Source organism: Nitrobacter vulgaris, assembly GCF_031453995.1.
Taxonomy (GTDB): Bacteria; Pseudomonadota; Alphaproteobacteria; order Rhizobiales; family Xanthobacteraceae; genus Nitrobacter; species Nitrobacter vulgaris.
On the sequence record NZ_JAVDPZ010000015.1, the window covers coordinates 67,037 to 83,938 of the forward strand.

Sequence of the window (16,902 nt, forward strand, 5' to 3'; positions counted from 1 at the left end):
GTTCCGACGCAAACGTGGGTTTCCGGGGATTGTTTTATGAATGCCCGATGAACGGGCGATGGCGCGCGAACGACAAAGCCCCGTTCTACGGAGAGCACTGCTTTGAAGCAGGAGCAAGCAATCAGCAGGAGGCCTTGCCACAACGCGCCGTGTTTATTTTCTCCTTGAGGTTTTCGAGACCCACGGCGCCCACGACGACTTGCTTGCCGATGACGTAGCTTGGTGTGCCATTCATGCCCATGGACTCGGCAAGCTTGAAGTTCTCCTCGAGCGTGGCGCGCACCTCGGGGCTTGTCATGTCCTTCTCGATCTTGGCGATGTCAAATCCGGCTTCCTTGGCGGCGGCTAACGCTCGCGACTTGTCTGCCTGACCGCGGCCACCCAAAAGCTTCTGATGGAAATCGAGATATTTTTTTCCGGTGGGATCCTGCATTCGCGCCGCCACGGCAACCTGCGCAGCCTCAACCGAACTCTGACCGAGCACGGGAAACTCCTTCAGCACGACCTTGAGCTTCTGATCCGACTTCAGAAGTTCAAGCATGTCGATCATCGCGCGCTTGCAGTAGCCACAGTTGTAATCGAAGAACTCGACGAAGGTGACGTCGCCGTTTTTGTTGCCGAGCGTCACGCCGCGCTGCGAGTTGAAAATGGCGTCCGCGTTCTCCGTGACCGCGGACTCATGCTTTAACGCTTCGGTAGCCGCTTGGCGCTTGCCGAGTTCGGTCGAAACCTCTTCCAGAACTTCAGGATGGGCGAGCAGATAGCGTTTGACGATCTGTTCAATTTCGCCGCGCTGGCTGTCGGAGAAGCTCTGAGCTGACGCGGCGGGCGCTGCACCGAACGTGAGCGCAAGAAGGGCGGGAGCGAGAAAACGGAGAGAGGACATTGTCAAATCCTTTGAAAGGGGCAGCGTGGCGGAGCCGTCTAATCTTTCTTGTCCGGGAGCTTGGCTGAGACGATGTCATCCGCCTTGACCCATCCGGGAGTGCCGATTGCGAAACGGGTTTTTGCGCGTGATGCGAGTTCTCGCGCTGTCTTGTTATCGCCGCGTAGAAACGCGGCCTGAGCCGATGCCAAATCGGCTTGTGCATAGTCGCCCTTGCGACCGTAAGCTATTGCAAGCTGCATATAACCGAGCGGGGCCTCCGGCTCTCGTGCCAGCGCCGCCCGCAAAATTGCAATGGCTTCGTCGGCATTCGCCTTGTTATTGGAGGCCACGAGCGCCTGACCCAGCAACATTTCGATGAGCGGAGCGTTTTGCGAGAGCTTTACGGCTAGCCGCAGCGGCGCAATGGCCTCCGCGGGACGGCCTCCCTCGAGCAGGGCCTGCCCACGCACCTCGTGGAAATAGGGATTTTGGGGTTGCTGCTTGATCAGCGCATCGATTTGCTCGATGGCCGAGCGAAGATCGCCATGCAGATACGTGCTGATAGCATGTGCATAGCGGGCGGGCAGGCTGGTGTCGGACCGCGGATAGCGCCGGTATACCGTATCATCACGTTCCATGAACGCCGATATCTTGGCTCGTACCATGTCGTGGCGCATCTGCAGCGCCGGATCGTCCTTCTTGTCCCAATTGGGACTTGTCTTAACGAGTTCCGCTAGCGCGGCGACGCGGTCGGCCGGCATCGGATGCGACTGCACGTACGGATCAGCGCCGTGCGCAGCAAACAGGCTTTCGTCGGTGAATCGCTTGAAGGTTTCGTACATCCCCCGGGCGGATTGCCCGGTGGCGTTGAGGAATTTCACGCCAGCGCGGTCGGCGTTTTCCTCCTGCTGGCGCTGGTAGCCCAACAGGCTTCGGCGCGCGATCTCCTGAGGTGCGCTGATTGCGGCCGCGCCGATATTGCTGCCGGCGCTGTTGCTTCCGCGGCCGGCCCCGGCGGCGAGAGCGCCGGCGCCGAGAAGCATTGCGATGATGAGTTGAGTCTGGGTCCGAGCAAGCTGCTCGCGAAACTTGGACAGATGGCCACCGGCGAGATGTCCGGTCTCGTGCGCGAGCACGCCGATCAGCTGGTTCGGCGTGATCGATTGCATGATCGCGCCATAGTTCACGAAGATGCGGCGGCCGTCGGCGACGAAGGCATTGAATGACTTGTCGTTGATGATGACCATCTGAATGTTGTGCTTCTGTAACCCCGCCGCGTTCAGGATCGGCCGCGTATAGTCGCGCAGCAGTTGCTCCGTCTCGCTGTCCCGCAACATCGGCAGTCCGCTGGATTGCTGCGCATGGACCGGAATAGAGGTGCTCGCGAGCGCGCAGGCGGTGACCAGCGTAATCAGCTTCGAGACACGACGTCGTGCGGAGGTGAGGGGCCGCCGGGTCATCTCTTCTTTAGTCATTGCCTTCGGAATCATTGGCGCTGGTTCGAATACGTTGTATGTCCTAACAACCCGCCGAATACGGCGGTAACGCGGCCTTCGGTGATCGCCGCAGGCGAAAGCGCATTAACAGATTTCCATGGTCGATGCGACATCGAGAGAGCGGGCCGCCGGCGTGCTGACGGCATCTAGCCGCAGCCAGGTTCCACCCTTCATGGTCATGGACGTCATGGCGGCGGCGGCGCGGATCGAGGCCGGAGGCGGACACGTCATTCACATGGAGGTCGGGCAGCCGTCGGCGCCGGCGCCTCGAACCGCGCTGAACGCGGCTCGTGCCGCGCTGGAGCACGGCCGGATAGATTACACGTCTGCACTCGGTATCCCCTCGCTGCGGCAACGGATCGCGCGACACTACCACGAGTCTTACGGTTGCACGGTCAGTCCTGAGCGGATCGTCGTGACGACGGGATCATCGGGCGGCTTCATTCTTGCATTTCTTTCGATGTTCGAGCCGGGCGACCGCATTGCGGTGACGGTGCCGGGCTATCCGCCGTACCGGCACATCCTGACTGCGCTTGGCTGCGAGCCGGTGCTGATCGAGACATCAAGTGAAAACCGTCACGCACTGAGCGGAGAGGCGCTGTTGTCGGTACACCGCAAGACACCGCTGAAGGGAGTGCTGGTCGGAAGTCCGGCAAATCCGACGGGAACGATGATGTCGCGCGAGGCGCTGACGCATCTGATGACGGCTGCCGAAAGCGAAGGCATCCGCTTTATTTCCGATGAGATCTATCACGGTCTTGATTATGCGTTTCCCGCCGTAACCGCGGCTGAACTGTCACCGCGTGCGCTGGTCATCAACTCATTTTCGAAATATTTCTGCATGACCGGCTGGCGCGTCGGCTGGATGGTCGTACCGGAACAACTGGTGCGGCCGATCGAACGGCTGCAACAGAATCTATCCATTTCGGTGCCGATGCTGTCGCAGATCGCGGCTGAGGCGGCCTTCGCAGGCCGCGAGGAAATGGAGATCGTGAAGCGCGGCTATGAGGAGAATCGCCAAATCCTGATTGCGGGTCTGCCGCAGGCCGGCTTAAGCGAATTCCTGCCTGCGGATGGCGCGTTCTATCTCTATGCTGACGTCTCGAAATTCACGACAGACAGCCATGATTTCGCACGCAAGATGCTGGAGGAGGCACACGTTGCCGTGACACCCGGCGTCGATTTCGATCCAGTCCGCGGCCGCTCGTTCTTACGATTTTCCTACGCCCGTTCGGCCGCCGAGATGCACGACGCTGTCGCGCGCATCAGGCGATGGCTCACTTAGGCTGCCCGAAGCCCCACATCCTGTGGCAATCCGTGATGCTGGCTGACTCCGGTATCATTTGCGTTCGCCTGCATCATGGCTCGGTCGTTGATCCAATCCGCTTATCCGGCGACCACGCCAGGCAACGTTTGAAATCCTTCCGTAAGTCCCGGCATTTTATTGCAATTCCTTACGGAATTCGATCGTTTAGCAGCAAGCCGACGTTGCGCAGGGGGTTCGATTTTGGCATGGTCGCGCCCGATTTGATGTCGCCTTGCGACAAAGCGGACCTCCTTAATACGTCCGTTCGCGGGCTCGCGGCATTGTCGGGGCAACTTCCGGAATTCTGAGGCAAATTCAATGACAGCATTAGTAGTGATTGTGCTCTGCGGAGCGCTTTCGATCATTTATGCCATCTGGGCGACCTCGTCCGTATTGAAGGCGGATGCGGGAAATCCGCGGATGCAGGAAATCGCCGCGGCCGTGCGCGAGGGCGCCCAAGCCTATCTGCGCCGGCAGTACACGACGATCGGAATGGTTGGCGTCGTGATCTTCGCGCTGCTCGCCTACTTCCTCGGGGTGCTGGTGGCTGTCGGTTTCGCGATCGGTGCGATCCTGTCGGGCGCGGCCGGCTTCATCGGCATGAACGTTTCGGTCCGCGCCAACGTGCGCACCGCGCAGGCGGCGACCAAGTCGCTGGCCGGCGGACTGGAGCTTGCCTTCAAGGCCGGCGCGATCACGGGGATGCTGGTCGCCGGTCTGGCGCTGCTCGGCGTGACCATCTATTTCGCCTATCTTACGCACGGCGCGGGTTACGCCGCGAACAGCCGCACGGTTGTCGACGCGATGGTCGCACTCGGATTTGGCGCCTCGCTGATCTCGATCTTCGCCCGTCTCGGCGGCGGCATCTTCACCAAGGGTGCTGACGTCGGCGGCGATCTCGTGGGCAAGGTCGAAGCCGGCATTCCGGAAGATGATCCGCGCAATCCGGCGACGATCGCCGATAATGTGGGCGACAACGTCGGTGACTGCGCAGGCATGGCCGCCGACTTGTTCGAAACCTACGCGGTGACCGCCGTCGCCACCATGGTGCTTGCCGCGATCTTTTTCGCAACCTCGCCGTTGCTGGTGAACATGATGACGCTACCGCTCGCTATCGGCGGCATCTGCATCATCACCTCGATCATCGGGACATTCTTCGTCAAGCTCGGCGCCAGTGAGTCGATCATGGGCGCGCTCTACAAGGGCTTGATCGCCACCGGCATTCTGTCCCTGCTAGGCGTTGGCGGCGTCATCTATTGGCTGATCGGATTCGGTCCTCTGGCGGGCGTCAGCTATACCGGCCTCGAACTGTTCGCGTGCGGCGTGGCTGGCCTTGTCGTCACCGGACTGATCATCTGGATCACCGAATACTACACCGGCACTGACTATCGCCCGGTGAAGTCAATTGCGCAGGCGTCGGTGACAGGACACGGCACCAACGTTATCCAGGGGCTCGCAATCTCGATGGAATCGACCGCGATGCCTGCGATCGTCATTATTGCGGGCATACTGGTGACCTATAGCCTCGCCGGTCTGTTCGGTATCGCGATTGCCACCACCACCATGCTGGCGCTGGCCGGCATGGTCGTCGCGTTGGACGCGTTCGGTCCGGTAACCGACAATGCCGGCGGCATCGCCGAAATGGCGGGCCTACCGAAAGAAGTGCGCAAGTCGACCGACGCACTTGATGCTGTCGGTAACACCACGAAGGCAGTCACCAAAGGGTACGCGATCGGCTCCGCGGGGCTCGGCGCTCTCGTGCTGTTCGCGGCCTACAATCAGGATCTCAAGTTCTTCATTGGTGATGCCGCGAATCACGCCTATTTCCAGGGTGTTAACCCGGACTTCTCCCTGAACAATCCCTATGTCGTGGTCGGCTTGCTGTTCGGCGGCCTGCTGCCGTACCTGTTCGGCGCGATGGGGATGACCGCGGTGGGACGTGCAGCGGGTGCGATTGTCGAGGAAGTCCGTCGCCAGTTCCGCGAGAAGCCCGGCATTATGCGGGGCACCGACAAACCCGACTACGGCAAGGCGGTGGACCTGCTGACAAAAGCGGCAATCAAGGAAATGATCATTCCGTCGCTGTTGCCAGTGTTGTCGCCGATCGTTGTCTACTTCCTGATCTACGCGCTCGCAGGCGGTGGTGCAGCCGGCAAGTCGGCAGCCTTCTCGGCGGTCGGTGCGATGCTGCTTGGCGTGATCGTGACAGGCTTGTTCGTCGCAATCTCGATGACCTCGGGCGGCGGCGCTTGGGATAACGCCAAGAAGTACATTGAGGATGGCCATCATGGCGGCAAGGGCTCCGACGCGCACAAGGCGGCGGTGACCGGCGATACCGTCGGCGATCCCTACAAGGATACGGCCGGACCTGCGGTCAATCCGATGATCAAGATCACCAATATCGTGGCATTACTGCTTCTGGCGGTTCTGGCGCACTGAGACATCACGATGCGAACAATAAAAAAACCCGCGGCGCATGCCGCGGGTTTTTTTATTGTGTACGAGGTGAGGATCGATGAGGACGGACGTCGCTCTTAAGCTGGTCACAGCACGCGAGAAAACGGCAGAACGTCGGATCGCAAATGCCAGCGACCTCCGACTGAAATCCGGTCCGGGGCGGAGTCGCTAAAAAGATAAAGGGCGGGATCGGTCCCGCCCTTTTTGCGTCAAATACAAAACTCAATCCCGCCGAATGCGGGATTGGTGTGTGTCTCACCACCAGGTGCGGCAGACGCGGTGACCCGCACCCCAGTAACGGCATCGGCGGTGCATGGGGCGAACTGCCGGGCGGACCACAACCACGGAACCACCACGGTTCATGCGGCAGCCACCGTTGGGGCCGCGATGGAAGCCACGACCGCAGCCGCCGGCGACCTGAATGACGTCAGGGTTCACGCCTGTCGCTGGCGGAGCCAACGGCATGGCATCGGCAATACCGAAGGTTGCGACAGTGGCAACTAGGAAGGCTGCTGCAAAAATTGATTTCATTAATCGTCCTCTGGTTCGGCCGCGACAGCGCGGCAGCTCTAGTGACTCGCACTGGGAACGTCGGCCATGACTCTGTCCAGAATCTGGCGAAACCTGATTCGCCCGAGTATGCCGGTTGGGCAGTTTATTTACTCATACGTTAATCACAACCCAAGCATCAAGAAGTGAGTATCTACAGGTTCATAGTCGCTTACACCGGTCGGTCATGAACGACATGGGTAGGAGAGTTTGATGCTGTCGACAGAAGAAAAACGAGTCGCATTCCACAAACTGCATGACAGCGGCTGCTTCGTGTTACCCAATCCCTGGGATATCGGCAGCGCCAAGGCGTTGCAGGGATTGGGCTTCAAGGCACTCGCGTCGACCAGCGCCGGGCTTGCATGGTCGATCGGCAAAGCCGACAACCGGGTTACGCTGGACAATCTTTGTGGCCATCTGAGCGCCTTGTGCGCGGCGGTTGATCTGCCAATCAACGCTGATTTCGAAAATGGCTTTGCCGACGAACCGGAAGGAGTTGCAGCCCACGTGTCGCGCGCGGTGAAGACGGGCATCGCCGGCTTATCGATCGAGGATGCCACGGGCGACAAGGCAAAACCGCTTTACGACGTCAATCTGGCGGTCGAGCGCATCCGCGCCGCACGCAAGGCCATCGATACCGATCGCAGCAACGTCCTGCTGGTCGGCCGCTGTGAGGCTTTCCTGTGGGGGATGCCCGATCTCAAGCTGACGATCGGGCGGTTGCATGCCTATGCGGAGGCGGGGGCCGATTGCCTTTATGCACCAGGTTTGAAGTCTAAAGACGACATTGCGGCCACGGTAAAGGCCGTTCACCCCAAACCGCTCAATCTGCTGATAGGCTGGCCGGGTCTCAACGTTACCGAAGCGGCCGATCTCGGCGTGCGGCGTATCAGCGTCGGCGGGGCATTGGCGCGTGTGGCGTGGGCAGGTTTTCTGCGCGCGGCAACGGATATTGCTGACAGCGGCACATTTGACGGACTCGGCTCGGGCTATCCGGCCGGCGAGCTGAACCGGATGTTCTCTGCATAGTCCCTTTTGCTCGGAGCATATTTTGTCGCACGTGCCTCGTCATCCCAAACCGTGGACTTAGAGGCTTGACGATCGGGGGACGGTTTTCAGTCGGCTCGTGGCTACAATAACGTCCTTGCGCCAGACAGCTCTGCAACGACACAAGCCGAAATTGTCCGGGAATTTCTCGTAACGAAATTACGACCCCTTTTTATGCTCGTTTTTATGCTCGTTCCAGCGACCTGATTTTTCTCAAGTGCTTGATTCATGAGATAACAACACTGGTTCTAAAGGATTTGCATCACTAGCTTTAGGAAGGCGGCCAAGGACGAAGAGGGCGCAATGGGTATCAATCAGGGTTCGATCAGCCTCGATCAGAAATACACCCAGGAGTCAGGCCACGTCTTCATGACCGGCCTTCAGGCGCTGGTCAGATTACCGATGGCGCAAATCCGCCGCGACCGCGCCGCTGGCCTCAACACCGCAGGCTTCATTTCCGGTTATCGCGGTTCGCCCCTCGGCGGTTACGATCAGCAACTCCTTGCCGCTCGCAGTCATCTCGAACGCCACGAGATCAAATTCCAGCCTGGTGTGAACGAGGACCTCGCGGCGACAGCGATCTGGGGTTCGCAACAGGTCAATCTGTCCCCGGGTGCGCGCTATGACGGCGTCGTCGGAATTTGGTACGGCAAGGGGCCTGGCGTCGACCGCTGCGGCGACGTATTCCGTCATGGCAATGCTGCGGGTTCGGCGAGACACGGCGGCGTGCTGTGCCTGGCGGGCGATGATCATGGTGCTAAGTCCTCGACCTTGCCGCATCAGTCTGATCATGCGTTCATCGCTGCGCTGATGCCGTATCTCTATCCGTCCAGTCTCCACGAAATGATCGAGATGGGACTGCTCGGCATCGCGATGTCGCGCTATTCGGGCTGCTGGGTCGGGATGAAGGTCATCACCGAGACGGTGGAGACGACGGCCGAAATCGATCTGACCGACGAGATGAAGCCGTTCGTCATTCCGCCCGATTTCGAGATGCCGCCGGGTGGACTGAACCTGCGCTGGCCCGACGACCGTTACGATCAGGACCGGCGTTTACAGGATCACAAAGGTTTTGCCGCGGTCGCGTTTGCGCGCGCGAATAAGATCAATCGCATTACCATGGATTCACCGAACGCGCGGTTCGGGATCATGGCGTCTGGAAAAAGCTACGAGGATATCCGCCAGGCGTTGCGCGAGCTGGGCATTACCGAACAGGTCGCCGCGAAAATTGGTCTGCGGCTTTACAAGATCGGAATGCCATGGCCGCTGGAACCGCAGGGCGTGCGCGAATTCGCCGTCGGCCTCGAGGAAATATTCATCGTCGAGGAGCGCCGTGAGATCGTCGAGAACCAGGTCAAGCAGGAGCTGTTCAACTGGCGCGACGACGTGCGGCCACGCATCATCGGCAAGATGGACGATCACGACAAGCGTTTCCTGCCGTTCGCGCAGGAATTGGGTGTTGCTTCCCTGGCGACATTCCTGACTGAGCGTTTACTGCACTTGAACCTTAATCCCGAAATCGCCGAGATGCTTCGAACCAAGGCTGACTGGTTCAACGGTCGTCAGGCGTCGCAAATGCAGCCGGCGACCCCGGTCACGCGCGTACCGTATTTCTGCTCGGGGTGTCCTCACAACACCTCGACCAAGGTACCCGAAGGCAGCCGGGCCACAGCCGGCATCGGCTGTCACTTCATGGCGATATGGATGGATCGCAACACTGAAACGTATACCCATATGGGCGGCGAGGGTGCGCCCTGGGTCGGTACCGCGCCTTTCACCAACGAGAAGCACATCTTCGCCAATCTTGGCGACGGCACCTATTTCCATTCCGGGAGTCTGGCGATCCGGCAGGCGGTCGCTTCCGGGGCGAACATCACCTACAAGATCCTCTACAATGACGCCGTAGCCATGACCGGCGGCCAGCATATCGACGGCGATTTGTCGCCGCAGCGGATAACCTTTCAGCTTCACGCCGAAGGCATCCGCGACATCTATCTGGTGTCGGAGAACCCCAACAGCTATCGGGCTGCCGACATCGCACCGGGTACCCGGACCGCGCATCGTGATGACCTCGATGCGGTCATGAGAACCTGTCGCGAGATCAAGGGAGCTTCGGCTATCGTGTTCGTGCAGACTTGCGCCGCCGAGAAGCGGCGGCGTCGCAAGCGCGGCACCATGGAAGATCCGCAACGCCGTGTGCTGATCAATCCCGCAGTTTGCGAAGGTTGCGGCGATTGTTCGGTGCAATCGAACTGCATTTCGGTGGAGCCGTTGGAGACCGAGATGGGGCGCAAGCGCACCATCAATCAGTCGTCCTGCAACAAGGACTATTCCTGCCTCAAGGGGTTCTGCCCTTCGTTCGTCACGATCGACGGCGGGCGATTGCGAAAGCGTGCGCCGGCGGACCTCGGCGAGATCGGCGACTTGCCCGAACCGGTTACGCGCCCTTCGCTCGATCGGCCCTACAACATCGGGGTCGGAGGGGTAGGCGGCACCGGCGTGCTGACGATCGGCGCACTGCTTGGTATGGCGGCCCATATCGAAGGCAAGGCCAGCATGATCCTCGACATGTCCGGTCTCGCCCAGAAGGGCGGCGCGGTTTTGAGCCACGTCCGGCTGTCACAAAACCCCGCGGAGGTGACTTGCTCGCGCATCGTCACCGGCACGGCAGATCTCGTCATCGCCGCTGATGAAGTGGTCGCGGCAGCCAAGGAAACGATCACACTCTGCGAATCGAGCCGCACTTACGGTCTTATCAACACTCACCTTATTCCGACCGCCGCTTTCATTCTTGATCGCGATTTCAATTTCCAGAGCGCCAAGGTTGGCCGCGTCCTTGAAACCGCCTTACGCAAGGATTCGACCTTCTTCGACTTTACCAGGCCGGCTGAAATCCTGCTTGGAGACTCCATCGCCACCAATATGATGATGATGGGTTACGCCTATCAGAAGGGTTGGCTGCCGCTGACCGCGACGGCAATCGAGCAGGCGATCGAGGTGAACGGTGTTGCCGTGAAAATGAATGTGGAGGCCTTCCGGCTTGGACGGCTTGCAGTGGTGGACCCTGCGCGCCTTGTCGCGATGATGAAGGGGATCGATGAGACGGTTCCGCCGAAGGTGCTGGAAGACATGTCGCTGGACGAGATCGTTGTACATCGCTCGGCGTACCTTGCCGGATATCAGAATGCGAGACTTGCGGACAAATATCGGGCGATGGTGAGCCGGGTCCGGCAGGCAGCGAGAGACGGCGGTTACGGCGATGCCTTGCCGCGTACGGTTGCGATCAATTACGCCAAATTGCTCGCCTACAAGGACGAGTACGAGGTGGCGCGCCTCTACACTGATGGTCGGTTCGAGAAGCAGCTCAGCGATCAGTTCGAAGGAGACTACAAGATCAGCTTCCATCTCGCGCCGCCGGTGTTCGACAGTAAGAAGGATGCGCTCGGGCGGCCTGCCAAGAGATCCTATAACGGGTCACGGATGACGCCGGTTTTTCGTTTGCTGGCGAAAATGAAGGGCTTGCGTGGCACCGCCCTCGACATCTTCGGATACAGCGCCGAGCGCAGGTTGGAGCGAAACCTGATTGCGGAATACGAAAACGATGTGGTCGCTGTCCTCGACAGACTTTCGCCGGCCAACGTCGAAACCGCGATCGAACTGCTGTCGCTGCCTGATCGTATCCGGGGTTACGGCCCGGTCAAAGAGAAGGCGGTGGCCGACACCAAGGTCCGGCATGCGAAGTTGCTGCGCGACCTCGCGAATCCTCCTCCGGTGCCACGGCAGATGGCGGCGGAATAGGCGGCTAAAACAGCGCTCCTGGCCAATGGGGTAACCCTGTCACAGAGCGACGTTGCCGCCAGATCGATCCTCATGTTCCCTGAAGCGGCGATCCGGCCTATATAGGACCATCGGGAGCCGGTCTAAAACACCATGCCATCTGGGTTCAGAGCACTTTTTCGGCGGATACAATCGTCGTCCCTGTCGATCGGCCAGATTACCTTCGGCGGATTCTTTTTGGTGTTGGCGATCATAGTGACAACCAGCGTGGCCAATGTCGTCGCGACGCGGCATCTCGACAATACCTTCGCCGAACTGCAGCGGCTGGACAGCGTAGGCGACCTGGCCGAGGAACTCGACCGCCGCCTGAACGAATTGCGGCTGGCGGCGCGTGATTACGTCACCGATCCAAAGACTCAGTCCAGCCGGGTGTGGGACGCCACATCGTCATTGAACGAGCTGCTCAAGAAGACACGCATCAAGCTAGCTCCGAAGCAGCAGGAGATGATCGATGGCGTCAAACCACGGCTGGAGACCTACCGCAAGGGTATAGAGCGGGCGGCCAACCTGATTGCAGACCGCGCAAAGCTGATCGAAACGCTGTCGCCGCTTCGCGAAAAACTCGAACTCATAATCGAGCAATCCGCCGATCAGTCTGCATCAAGAACACTGTTTCGAGCGCAAAGCGATGTCGCCGCCGCATTGCTTGGGCATGACCCCATGACCGCGGAACGGGCGGCTGAAAAGATGCGCGCTATTCGTGTCGGGGAGCCCAAGGTGCGTGCCGCTGTTGAGGCCTACGCCGATGCCGTGATTGCGATATCCTTGCGGGAGCAAAAGATCGCAGATCTCGATAGGGACGTGCTGGGTGCGGAAGGACGGCTGATCGGGCGAGTAACGGAACTACTGCGCGAACTCAGCGCAGAGCGCGAGCGGGTATTATCGCGCGATTTTGCGCGGACGCTTGCTGAAACCAAATGGCAGAGCATCGTTCTCGGCGGCGTGGGAATAGTGATTGGCTTGCTTGCGGCGGCGTTCGTGGTCCGCCGGACGGTCCGTCCACTGAAGGCGATCGCAAGGGCGATCCGGAAGCTGGCTGGCGGCCAGAAACAAACGTCGATCCCATCAACCGGTGTAGAAAACGAGATCGGGGATATCGCACGGGCCGCCGAGGTGTTTCGCCGAACGCTCGCTGAAGCGGACTCTGCGCGAGAAGCCGCTGTTCGAGCGCTTGCCGAGCAACGCCTCGCCGAGGAAAGCTATCGTAAGCTATTCGAAGGTTCGGTCGACGGAATCTATGTCATGACGCCGGCCGGTCAACTGCTTGATGCCAACCCGGCGTTGGCGCGAATGATGGGGTATGACACCCCCGACAATCTCATCCGTGGCATTGGTAACAGCGCGCAGACGGTTCACGTCGATCCCGAGGTGCCCGTCAAATACCAACTCCGAATGGAGCGCGATGGGACCGTTCGCGGGTTCGAATATCAGGTGCGTCAGTTCGATGGCGGTATCCTCTGGCTCTCCGATAGCGCGACTGCCATACGCGATGAAAGCGGTCGCATGATCCGTTATGAAGGCGTGGTTCGCGACATCACTGATCAGCGGAGAGCCGAGGAGGCGATTGCAGAAGGGCGGCGGCTGCTGCAATTGGTGATCGATACCGTGCCCGCGGTGATTAACGTCAAGAATGCGGAGTTGCGTTACGTTCTGATGAATCGCTACATGGCAGGCATCTTCGGAATAGAACCCGCCGATGCGATCGGACGAACGACGCACGAGGTTATGTCGCGTTACGATGCGGCAAAGACGGATGAGACTGACAGGAGGGTTCTTGAGAGCGGTAAGGAGCTCGGCTTTTACGAAGAAGAGTATAAGGATGCATCGGGTGAGATGCGGCAATGGCTTGTCAATAAGCTGCCTATCCGCGACGCCGACGGTCACGTCGAAAATATCGTCACGGTCGCGCTCGATATCGGCGACCGCAAGCGGAGCGAACAGGAAATGCGGCGCGCCAAGGACGCGGCCGAGGCGGCGCTACGCAATCTCCGCGAAACACAGAACTCGCTGATCGAGGCGGAAAAACTCGCGGCGCTCGGTCGCCTGGTGGCGGGCGTCGCTCACGAGGTCAACAATCCTGTCGGCATCAGCTTGACGGTGGCCTCTTCGCTGGAACGGAAAATTACCTTGTTCACCGAGGAGGTGGAGCGTGGGCAGTTGCGGCGCTCAAGCCTCAACGATTTCATCGCGGCGAATCGCGATGCCGCGTCTCAGCTTGTCGCAAATCTCAATCGCGCTGCCGAACTGGTGCAGTCATTCAAGCAGGTTGCCGCCGACCGCAATTATTCAGACAAGCGAGCTTTCGATCTCGGCGAACTCACCGAGCAGGTTGTGATGAGTCTGCGTCCCGGCCTGCGCAAGCACAATGTGACGCTGACGGTCGATTGCGAGCCCAACCTCACCATGAACAGTTACCCTGGGCCTTACGGCCAGGTGCTGACGAACCTTTTCCTTAATTCGGTGGCACACGCTTTTCCGGACGGTAAGGGCGGCGCGGTCGATATTGTCGTGCGGCGAGTAGGCGGGGACAATGTCCAGATCCTATTTTCCGACAATGGTTGCGGCATGAGCCCCGATGTGCAGCGCAAGGCATTCGATCCGTTCTTCACGACGCGGCGCGATCAAGGAGGAACGGGTCTGGGTCTGCACATTGTCTACAATATCGTAACGAGCCGTTTGGGAGGGCGTCTCGAACTTGATTCCGGTTCCGGACAAGGCACGCGCATCCACATCGTTTTACCGCAGGTCGCGCCGATGGAACTCGCCGCGGAATAACTCGACTGCACAGCAAATGGCTATAATCAGGAGTTCCCCGGGGTTTCCGTGAAACGGTGAAAGACTCTATCGGTCAATCTGCTTCCGCCAACTTTCGCAGCGTGGCCTCGAAAATCTGACTCGCCTTTCCGACCAGCGCTGTGCCGTTCATCGTGCCGGTCGTATCAGTGAATGTTCCGGTAACGCCGATTCCAACCGATTCCGAATTGCCGAACAGCAGGTTCGCGTCGCGACTTGGCGTATGGCGTTGAATCAGAACTTCGCCCCTGAAAGTGCCATCCTCTTTTGTGAAATAGCTGCCCGTATAGAACAGATAAGCATCACCGCCCAGAATTTTTCCATCGCGAAACATCAACACGCCGCTGCCCTTGCCCACACGCCCATCAAGCAAGGCGATGTGAATCGAATACAGCCCATTTTTCATGGTGATCCGCTCGCAGCCGCAATTTTGTCTTGTCCCGATCTCATTATGTCAAAAAGGGCGCAAGCGCGTCAATGCGACACCCCAAGCCAAGGCGCGCGCCTTTTAAAGGGAACCTTCCAGAGCAAAATCCGAGAACTGGTGCCCGCCGGTTTCCGCGAGACTTGGCGCGCTCGGAGAGATTCGAACTCCCGGCCCTCGGAATCGAAATCCTCAAAACGTAACTTCCAAGACTGTTCAGAGCCATCCAACGTTGTTCAATCAACGCATTGAAATCACGTCGCTTTAATTGACGTGCCGCGAAATCTTGTCTTAAAGAGAAAGGGCGCGTCAACGCCAATCTTGGCGCAAAAGTTTCCCCGGGGAGCCGGGTATCCCCGAGCCTTGGAGTCCGAATCCAATGCCCCGCTTCACCGACCGTTTCATAGACTCGCTGAAGGCTGAAGGGACCCAACGCCTCGAAATCAAGGACGACCGATGCAAGGGGCTGGCTATCAGAGTCACGGCCCGCACCAAGACGTGGTGCTTTCGCTTTAAGCGAAATGGCCGGATGCAGCGGATCAAGCTCGGTGAATATCCCATCATGAAGCTAGGGCAGGCCGTGGTTGCGGCAAACCGACGTGCAGCCGATCTGCACGACGGCCGCAACCCCATCGCGGAGTCACAGCGGGAAGTCCAAGCGGCCGTGTTGGGGGGAGACGAACTGACCTTTAACCGGCTCGCGGATCGCTATTTGGACGAATACGCCAAGCCACGAAAGAAATCGTGGAAGGACGACGAATGGGTCTTGAAGCGGGCGCGCGCCGAGTTCGGCCCCAGGATCATTTCGACCATCAGCCGCAAAGAATTTGTGATCTTCCTGCGGAGGCTCGCGGCGACTTCGGTTCGCAACTGCAACAAAACCCAGGCGTGCTCGCGGATCGCCTTGGCGTTCAGCCATTGGTGGCGGATGACATCGTCAAGAGTTACGTCCGTCCAAACAACCGCAACACGTTCGATAAGCGTTCTGGCATCCTTACGATGCCCGTTGTCGGCGGCCTTGTCCATCGTGGCGATGGCCCTGAAGCGCTATCGGGCCTGCAAAGCTATACGTCGCTACACAACAAATTGCAGGAAGTGTTCGCTGACGACGTTACGCGCGGGATTCTGATCGACGGGGACACAGGCGGGGGCGAGGCGGCAGGGCTTGAAGAGCTAGCGACATGGCTACCGAAGGCATCCGCGCAAGCGGGAAAGCCGGTGTGGTGGGTCGCGAACACGGTGACGGGGAGCGCAGCTTACTGGCTCGCGTCCGCTGCGGATCGTGTCTACGCCGCGCCGAATTCCCGCGTCGGCTCCATTGGCGTCTACGTCCAACACGTAGACATGTCGAAGGCCGTAGAGAAGCGCGGCTTGGTCGTGTCGTTCATCTACGCGGGTGAGCGTAAGCTCGACGGCAATCCTTTCGGGCCTTTGCCGGATGACGTGCGCGCTTCAATACAAACCGGGGTCGACCGGCTCTACGGCGAGTTCGTCAGCGCCGTGGCGACCAACCGAAAACTTGACGAGAAAATTGTTCGAGGAACGCAAGCCAGGGTCTACGGGCCGGAAGATGCTTACGAACTCGGGCTTGTAGATGGGGTTGGCGGTTTGGGCGCTGTGCTCACCGCTTTCTCCGAACACCTCAACCGCCCCTTCGTGGGCTATCAGGGAGACATTGTATCGTGACCACGACTGAAACCTTCACGCTGTCTCGCCCGCTCAAGACTCATAGCGGAGAACTACTAACTCTTACTCTGCAAGAGCCGACAGCCGGGGCATTCATCGATTACGGCGAACCGTTCACGTTGAAGCCGCGCAAGGGGGAGAACGGTGAGCCAGATGGGGTCACCTTCGTATATGACAATAATAAAGTGTTCATGCGCTTTCTCTTGGACATGATCGTAGAGAAAGGCGTTGACGACCTTATCCTGAAGGGTTTGAGCGCAAAAGACTTCCAGCAACTACGTATGGCGGCAACGAATATTATAATGATCGGGGTGCAAGACAAAAACCCTACGTGACCGTTCAACGTATGATCGCGATCATGATCAGCGATTTCGGAGTGCAGCCATCGGAGCTGCACTCTATGCGCGTTGGGCGGCTCGTTACTCATATCAAAATGCAG

General features: G+C 59.2%; 11 protein-coding genes and 1 pseudogene. 8 read left to right on the top strand and 4 right to left on the bottom strand.

Annotated elements, in window-relative coordinates; genetic code table 11:
• Positions 1-121 precede the first annotated feature (121 nt).
• Together GGQ85_RS11195 and GGQ85_RS11200 are read right to left on the bottom strand one after the other, a co-directional pair.
• On the bottom strand, positions 122-886 hold the full coding sequence (locus tag GGQ85_RS11195; protein ID WP_079446877.1) for a DsbA family protein: 765 nt from the start codon (positions 884-886) through the stop codon (positions 122-124).
• Positions 887-924: 38 nt separating this feature from the next.
• Complete coding sequence (locus GGQ85_RS11200) at positions 925-2,343, bottom strand: M48 family metalloprotease (RefSeq protein ID WP_309774579.1); 1,419 nt, start codon at positions 2,341-2,343, stop codon at positions 925-927.
• Positions 2,344-2,461: 118 nt separating this feature from the next.
• Here GGQ85_RS11200 and GGQ85_RS11205 point away from each other — a divergent pair, with 118 nt between their 5' ends.
• Both GGQ85_RS11205 and GGQ85_RS11210 read left to right on the top strand, forming a co-directional pair.
• The gene (locus GGQ85_RS11205) at positions 2,462-3,649 is read left to right on the top strand and encodes a pyridoxal phosphate-dependent aminotransferase (RefSeq protein ID WP_309774580.1); all 1,188 of its coding nucleotides are present in this window, start codon (positions 2,462-2,464) and stop codon (positions 3,647-3,649) included.
• A 339-nt stretch (positions 3,650-3,988) separates the two neighbouring features.
• Positions 3,989-6,109, top strand: a complete 2,121-nt coding sequence (locus GGQ85_RS11210) for a sodium-translocating pyrophosphatase (protein ID WP_079446873.1) — start codon at positions 3,989-3,991, stop codon at positions 6,107-6,109.
• A 273-nt stretch (positions 6,110-6,382) separates the two neighbouring features.
• On the opposite strand, the gene GGQ85_RS11215 is transcribed toward GGQ85_RS11210, so the two are convergent.
• Entirely contained in the window at positions 6,383-6,658 is a 276-nt protein-coding gene (locus GGQ85_RS11215) for a GCG_CRPN prefix-to-repeats domain-containing protein (protein ID WP_309774581.1), read from the bottom strand.
• Positions 6,659-6,889: 231 nt separating this feature from the next.
• On the opposite strand from GGQ85_RS11215, the gene GGQ85_RS11220 reads away from it, so the two are divergent.
• The 3 genes from GGQ85_RS11220 to GGQ85_RS11230 all read left to right on the top strand — a co-directional run bounded on the left by GGQ85_RS11220 (position 6,890) and on the right by GGQ85_RS11230 (position 14,335).
• Positions 6,890-7,705, top strand: a complete 816-nt coding sequence (locus tag GGQ85_RS11220) for an isocitrate lyase/PEP mutase family protein (RefSeq protein WP_374708878.1) — start codon at positions 6,890-6,892, stop codon at positions 7,703-7,705.
• A 321-nt stretch (positions 7,706-8,026) separates the two neighbouring features.
• Positions 8,027-11,521: an indolepyruvate ferredoxin oxidoreductase family protein gene (locus GGQ85_RS11225; protein WP_309774583.1), complete on the top strand. Its 3,495-nt coding sequence runs from the start codon at positions 8,027-8,029 to the stop codon at positions 11,519-11,521.
• A 132-nt stretch (positions 11,522-11,653) separates the two neighbouring features.
• Positions 11,654-14,335, top strand: a complete 2,682-nt coding sequence (locus GGQ85_RS11230; protein ID WP_079446869.1) for a PAS domain S-box protein — start codon at positions 11,654-11,656, stop codon at positions 14,333-14,335.
• A 73-nt stretch (positions 14,336-14,408) separates the two neighbouring features.
• Here GGQ85_RS11230 and GGQ85_RS11235 read toward each other — a convergent pair whose 3' ends face one another.
• On the bottom strand, positions 14,409-14,759 hold the full coding sequence (locus GGQ85_RS11235; protein ID WP_079446868.1) for a GrlR family regulatory protein: 351 nt from the start codon (positions 14,757-14,759) through the stop codon (positions 14,409-14,411).
• A gap of 397 nt (positions 14,760-15,156) precedes the next feature.
• Here GGQ85_RS11235 and GGQ85_RS20845 point away from each other — a divergent pair.
• From GGQ85_RS20845 to GGQ85_RS11245, 3 genes and pseudogenes are all read left to right on the top strand, one after another.
• Positions 15,157-15,414, top strand: a pseudogene (locus GGQ85_RS20845) (Arm DNA-binding domain-containing protein); the annotation flags it as partial.
• A gap of 122 nt (positions 15,415-15,536) precedes the next feature.
• Positions 15,537-16,463 (top strand): S49 family peptidase, encoded by a 927-nt coding sequence (locus GGQ85_RS11240; RefSeq protein ID WP_309774584.1) that lies wholly within the window; start codon positions 15,537-15,539, stop codon positions 16,461-16,463.
• Positions 16,460-16,798, top strand: coding sequence for a hypothetical protein (locus tag GGQ85_RS11245; protein WP_309774585.1), 339 nt, complete (start codon positions 16,460-16,462; stop codon positions 16,796-16,798). Before GGQ85_RS11240 ends, GGQ85_RS11245 begins: the two co-directional genes overlap by 4 nt.
• The last annotated feature ends 104 nt before the right edge of the window (positions 16,799-16,902 follow it).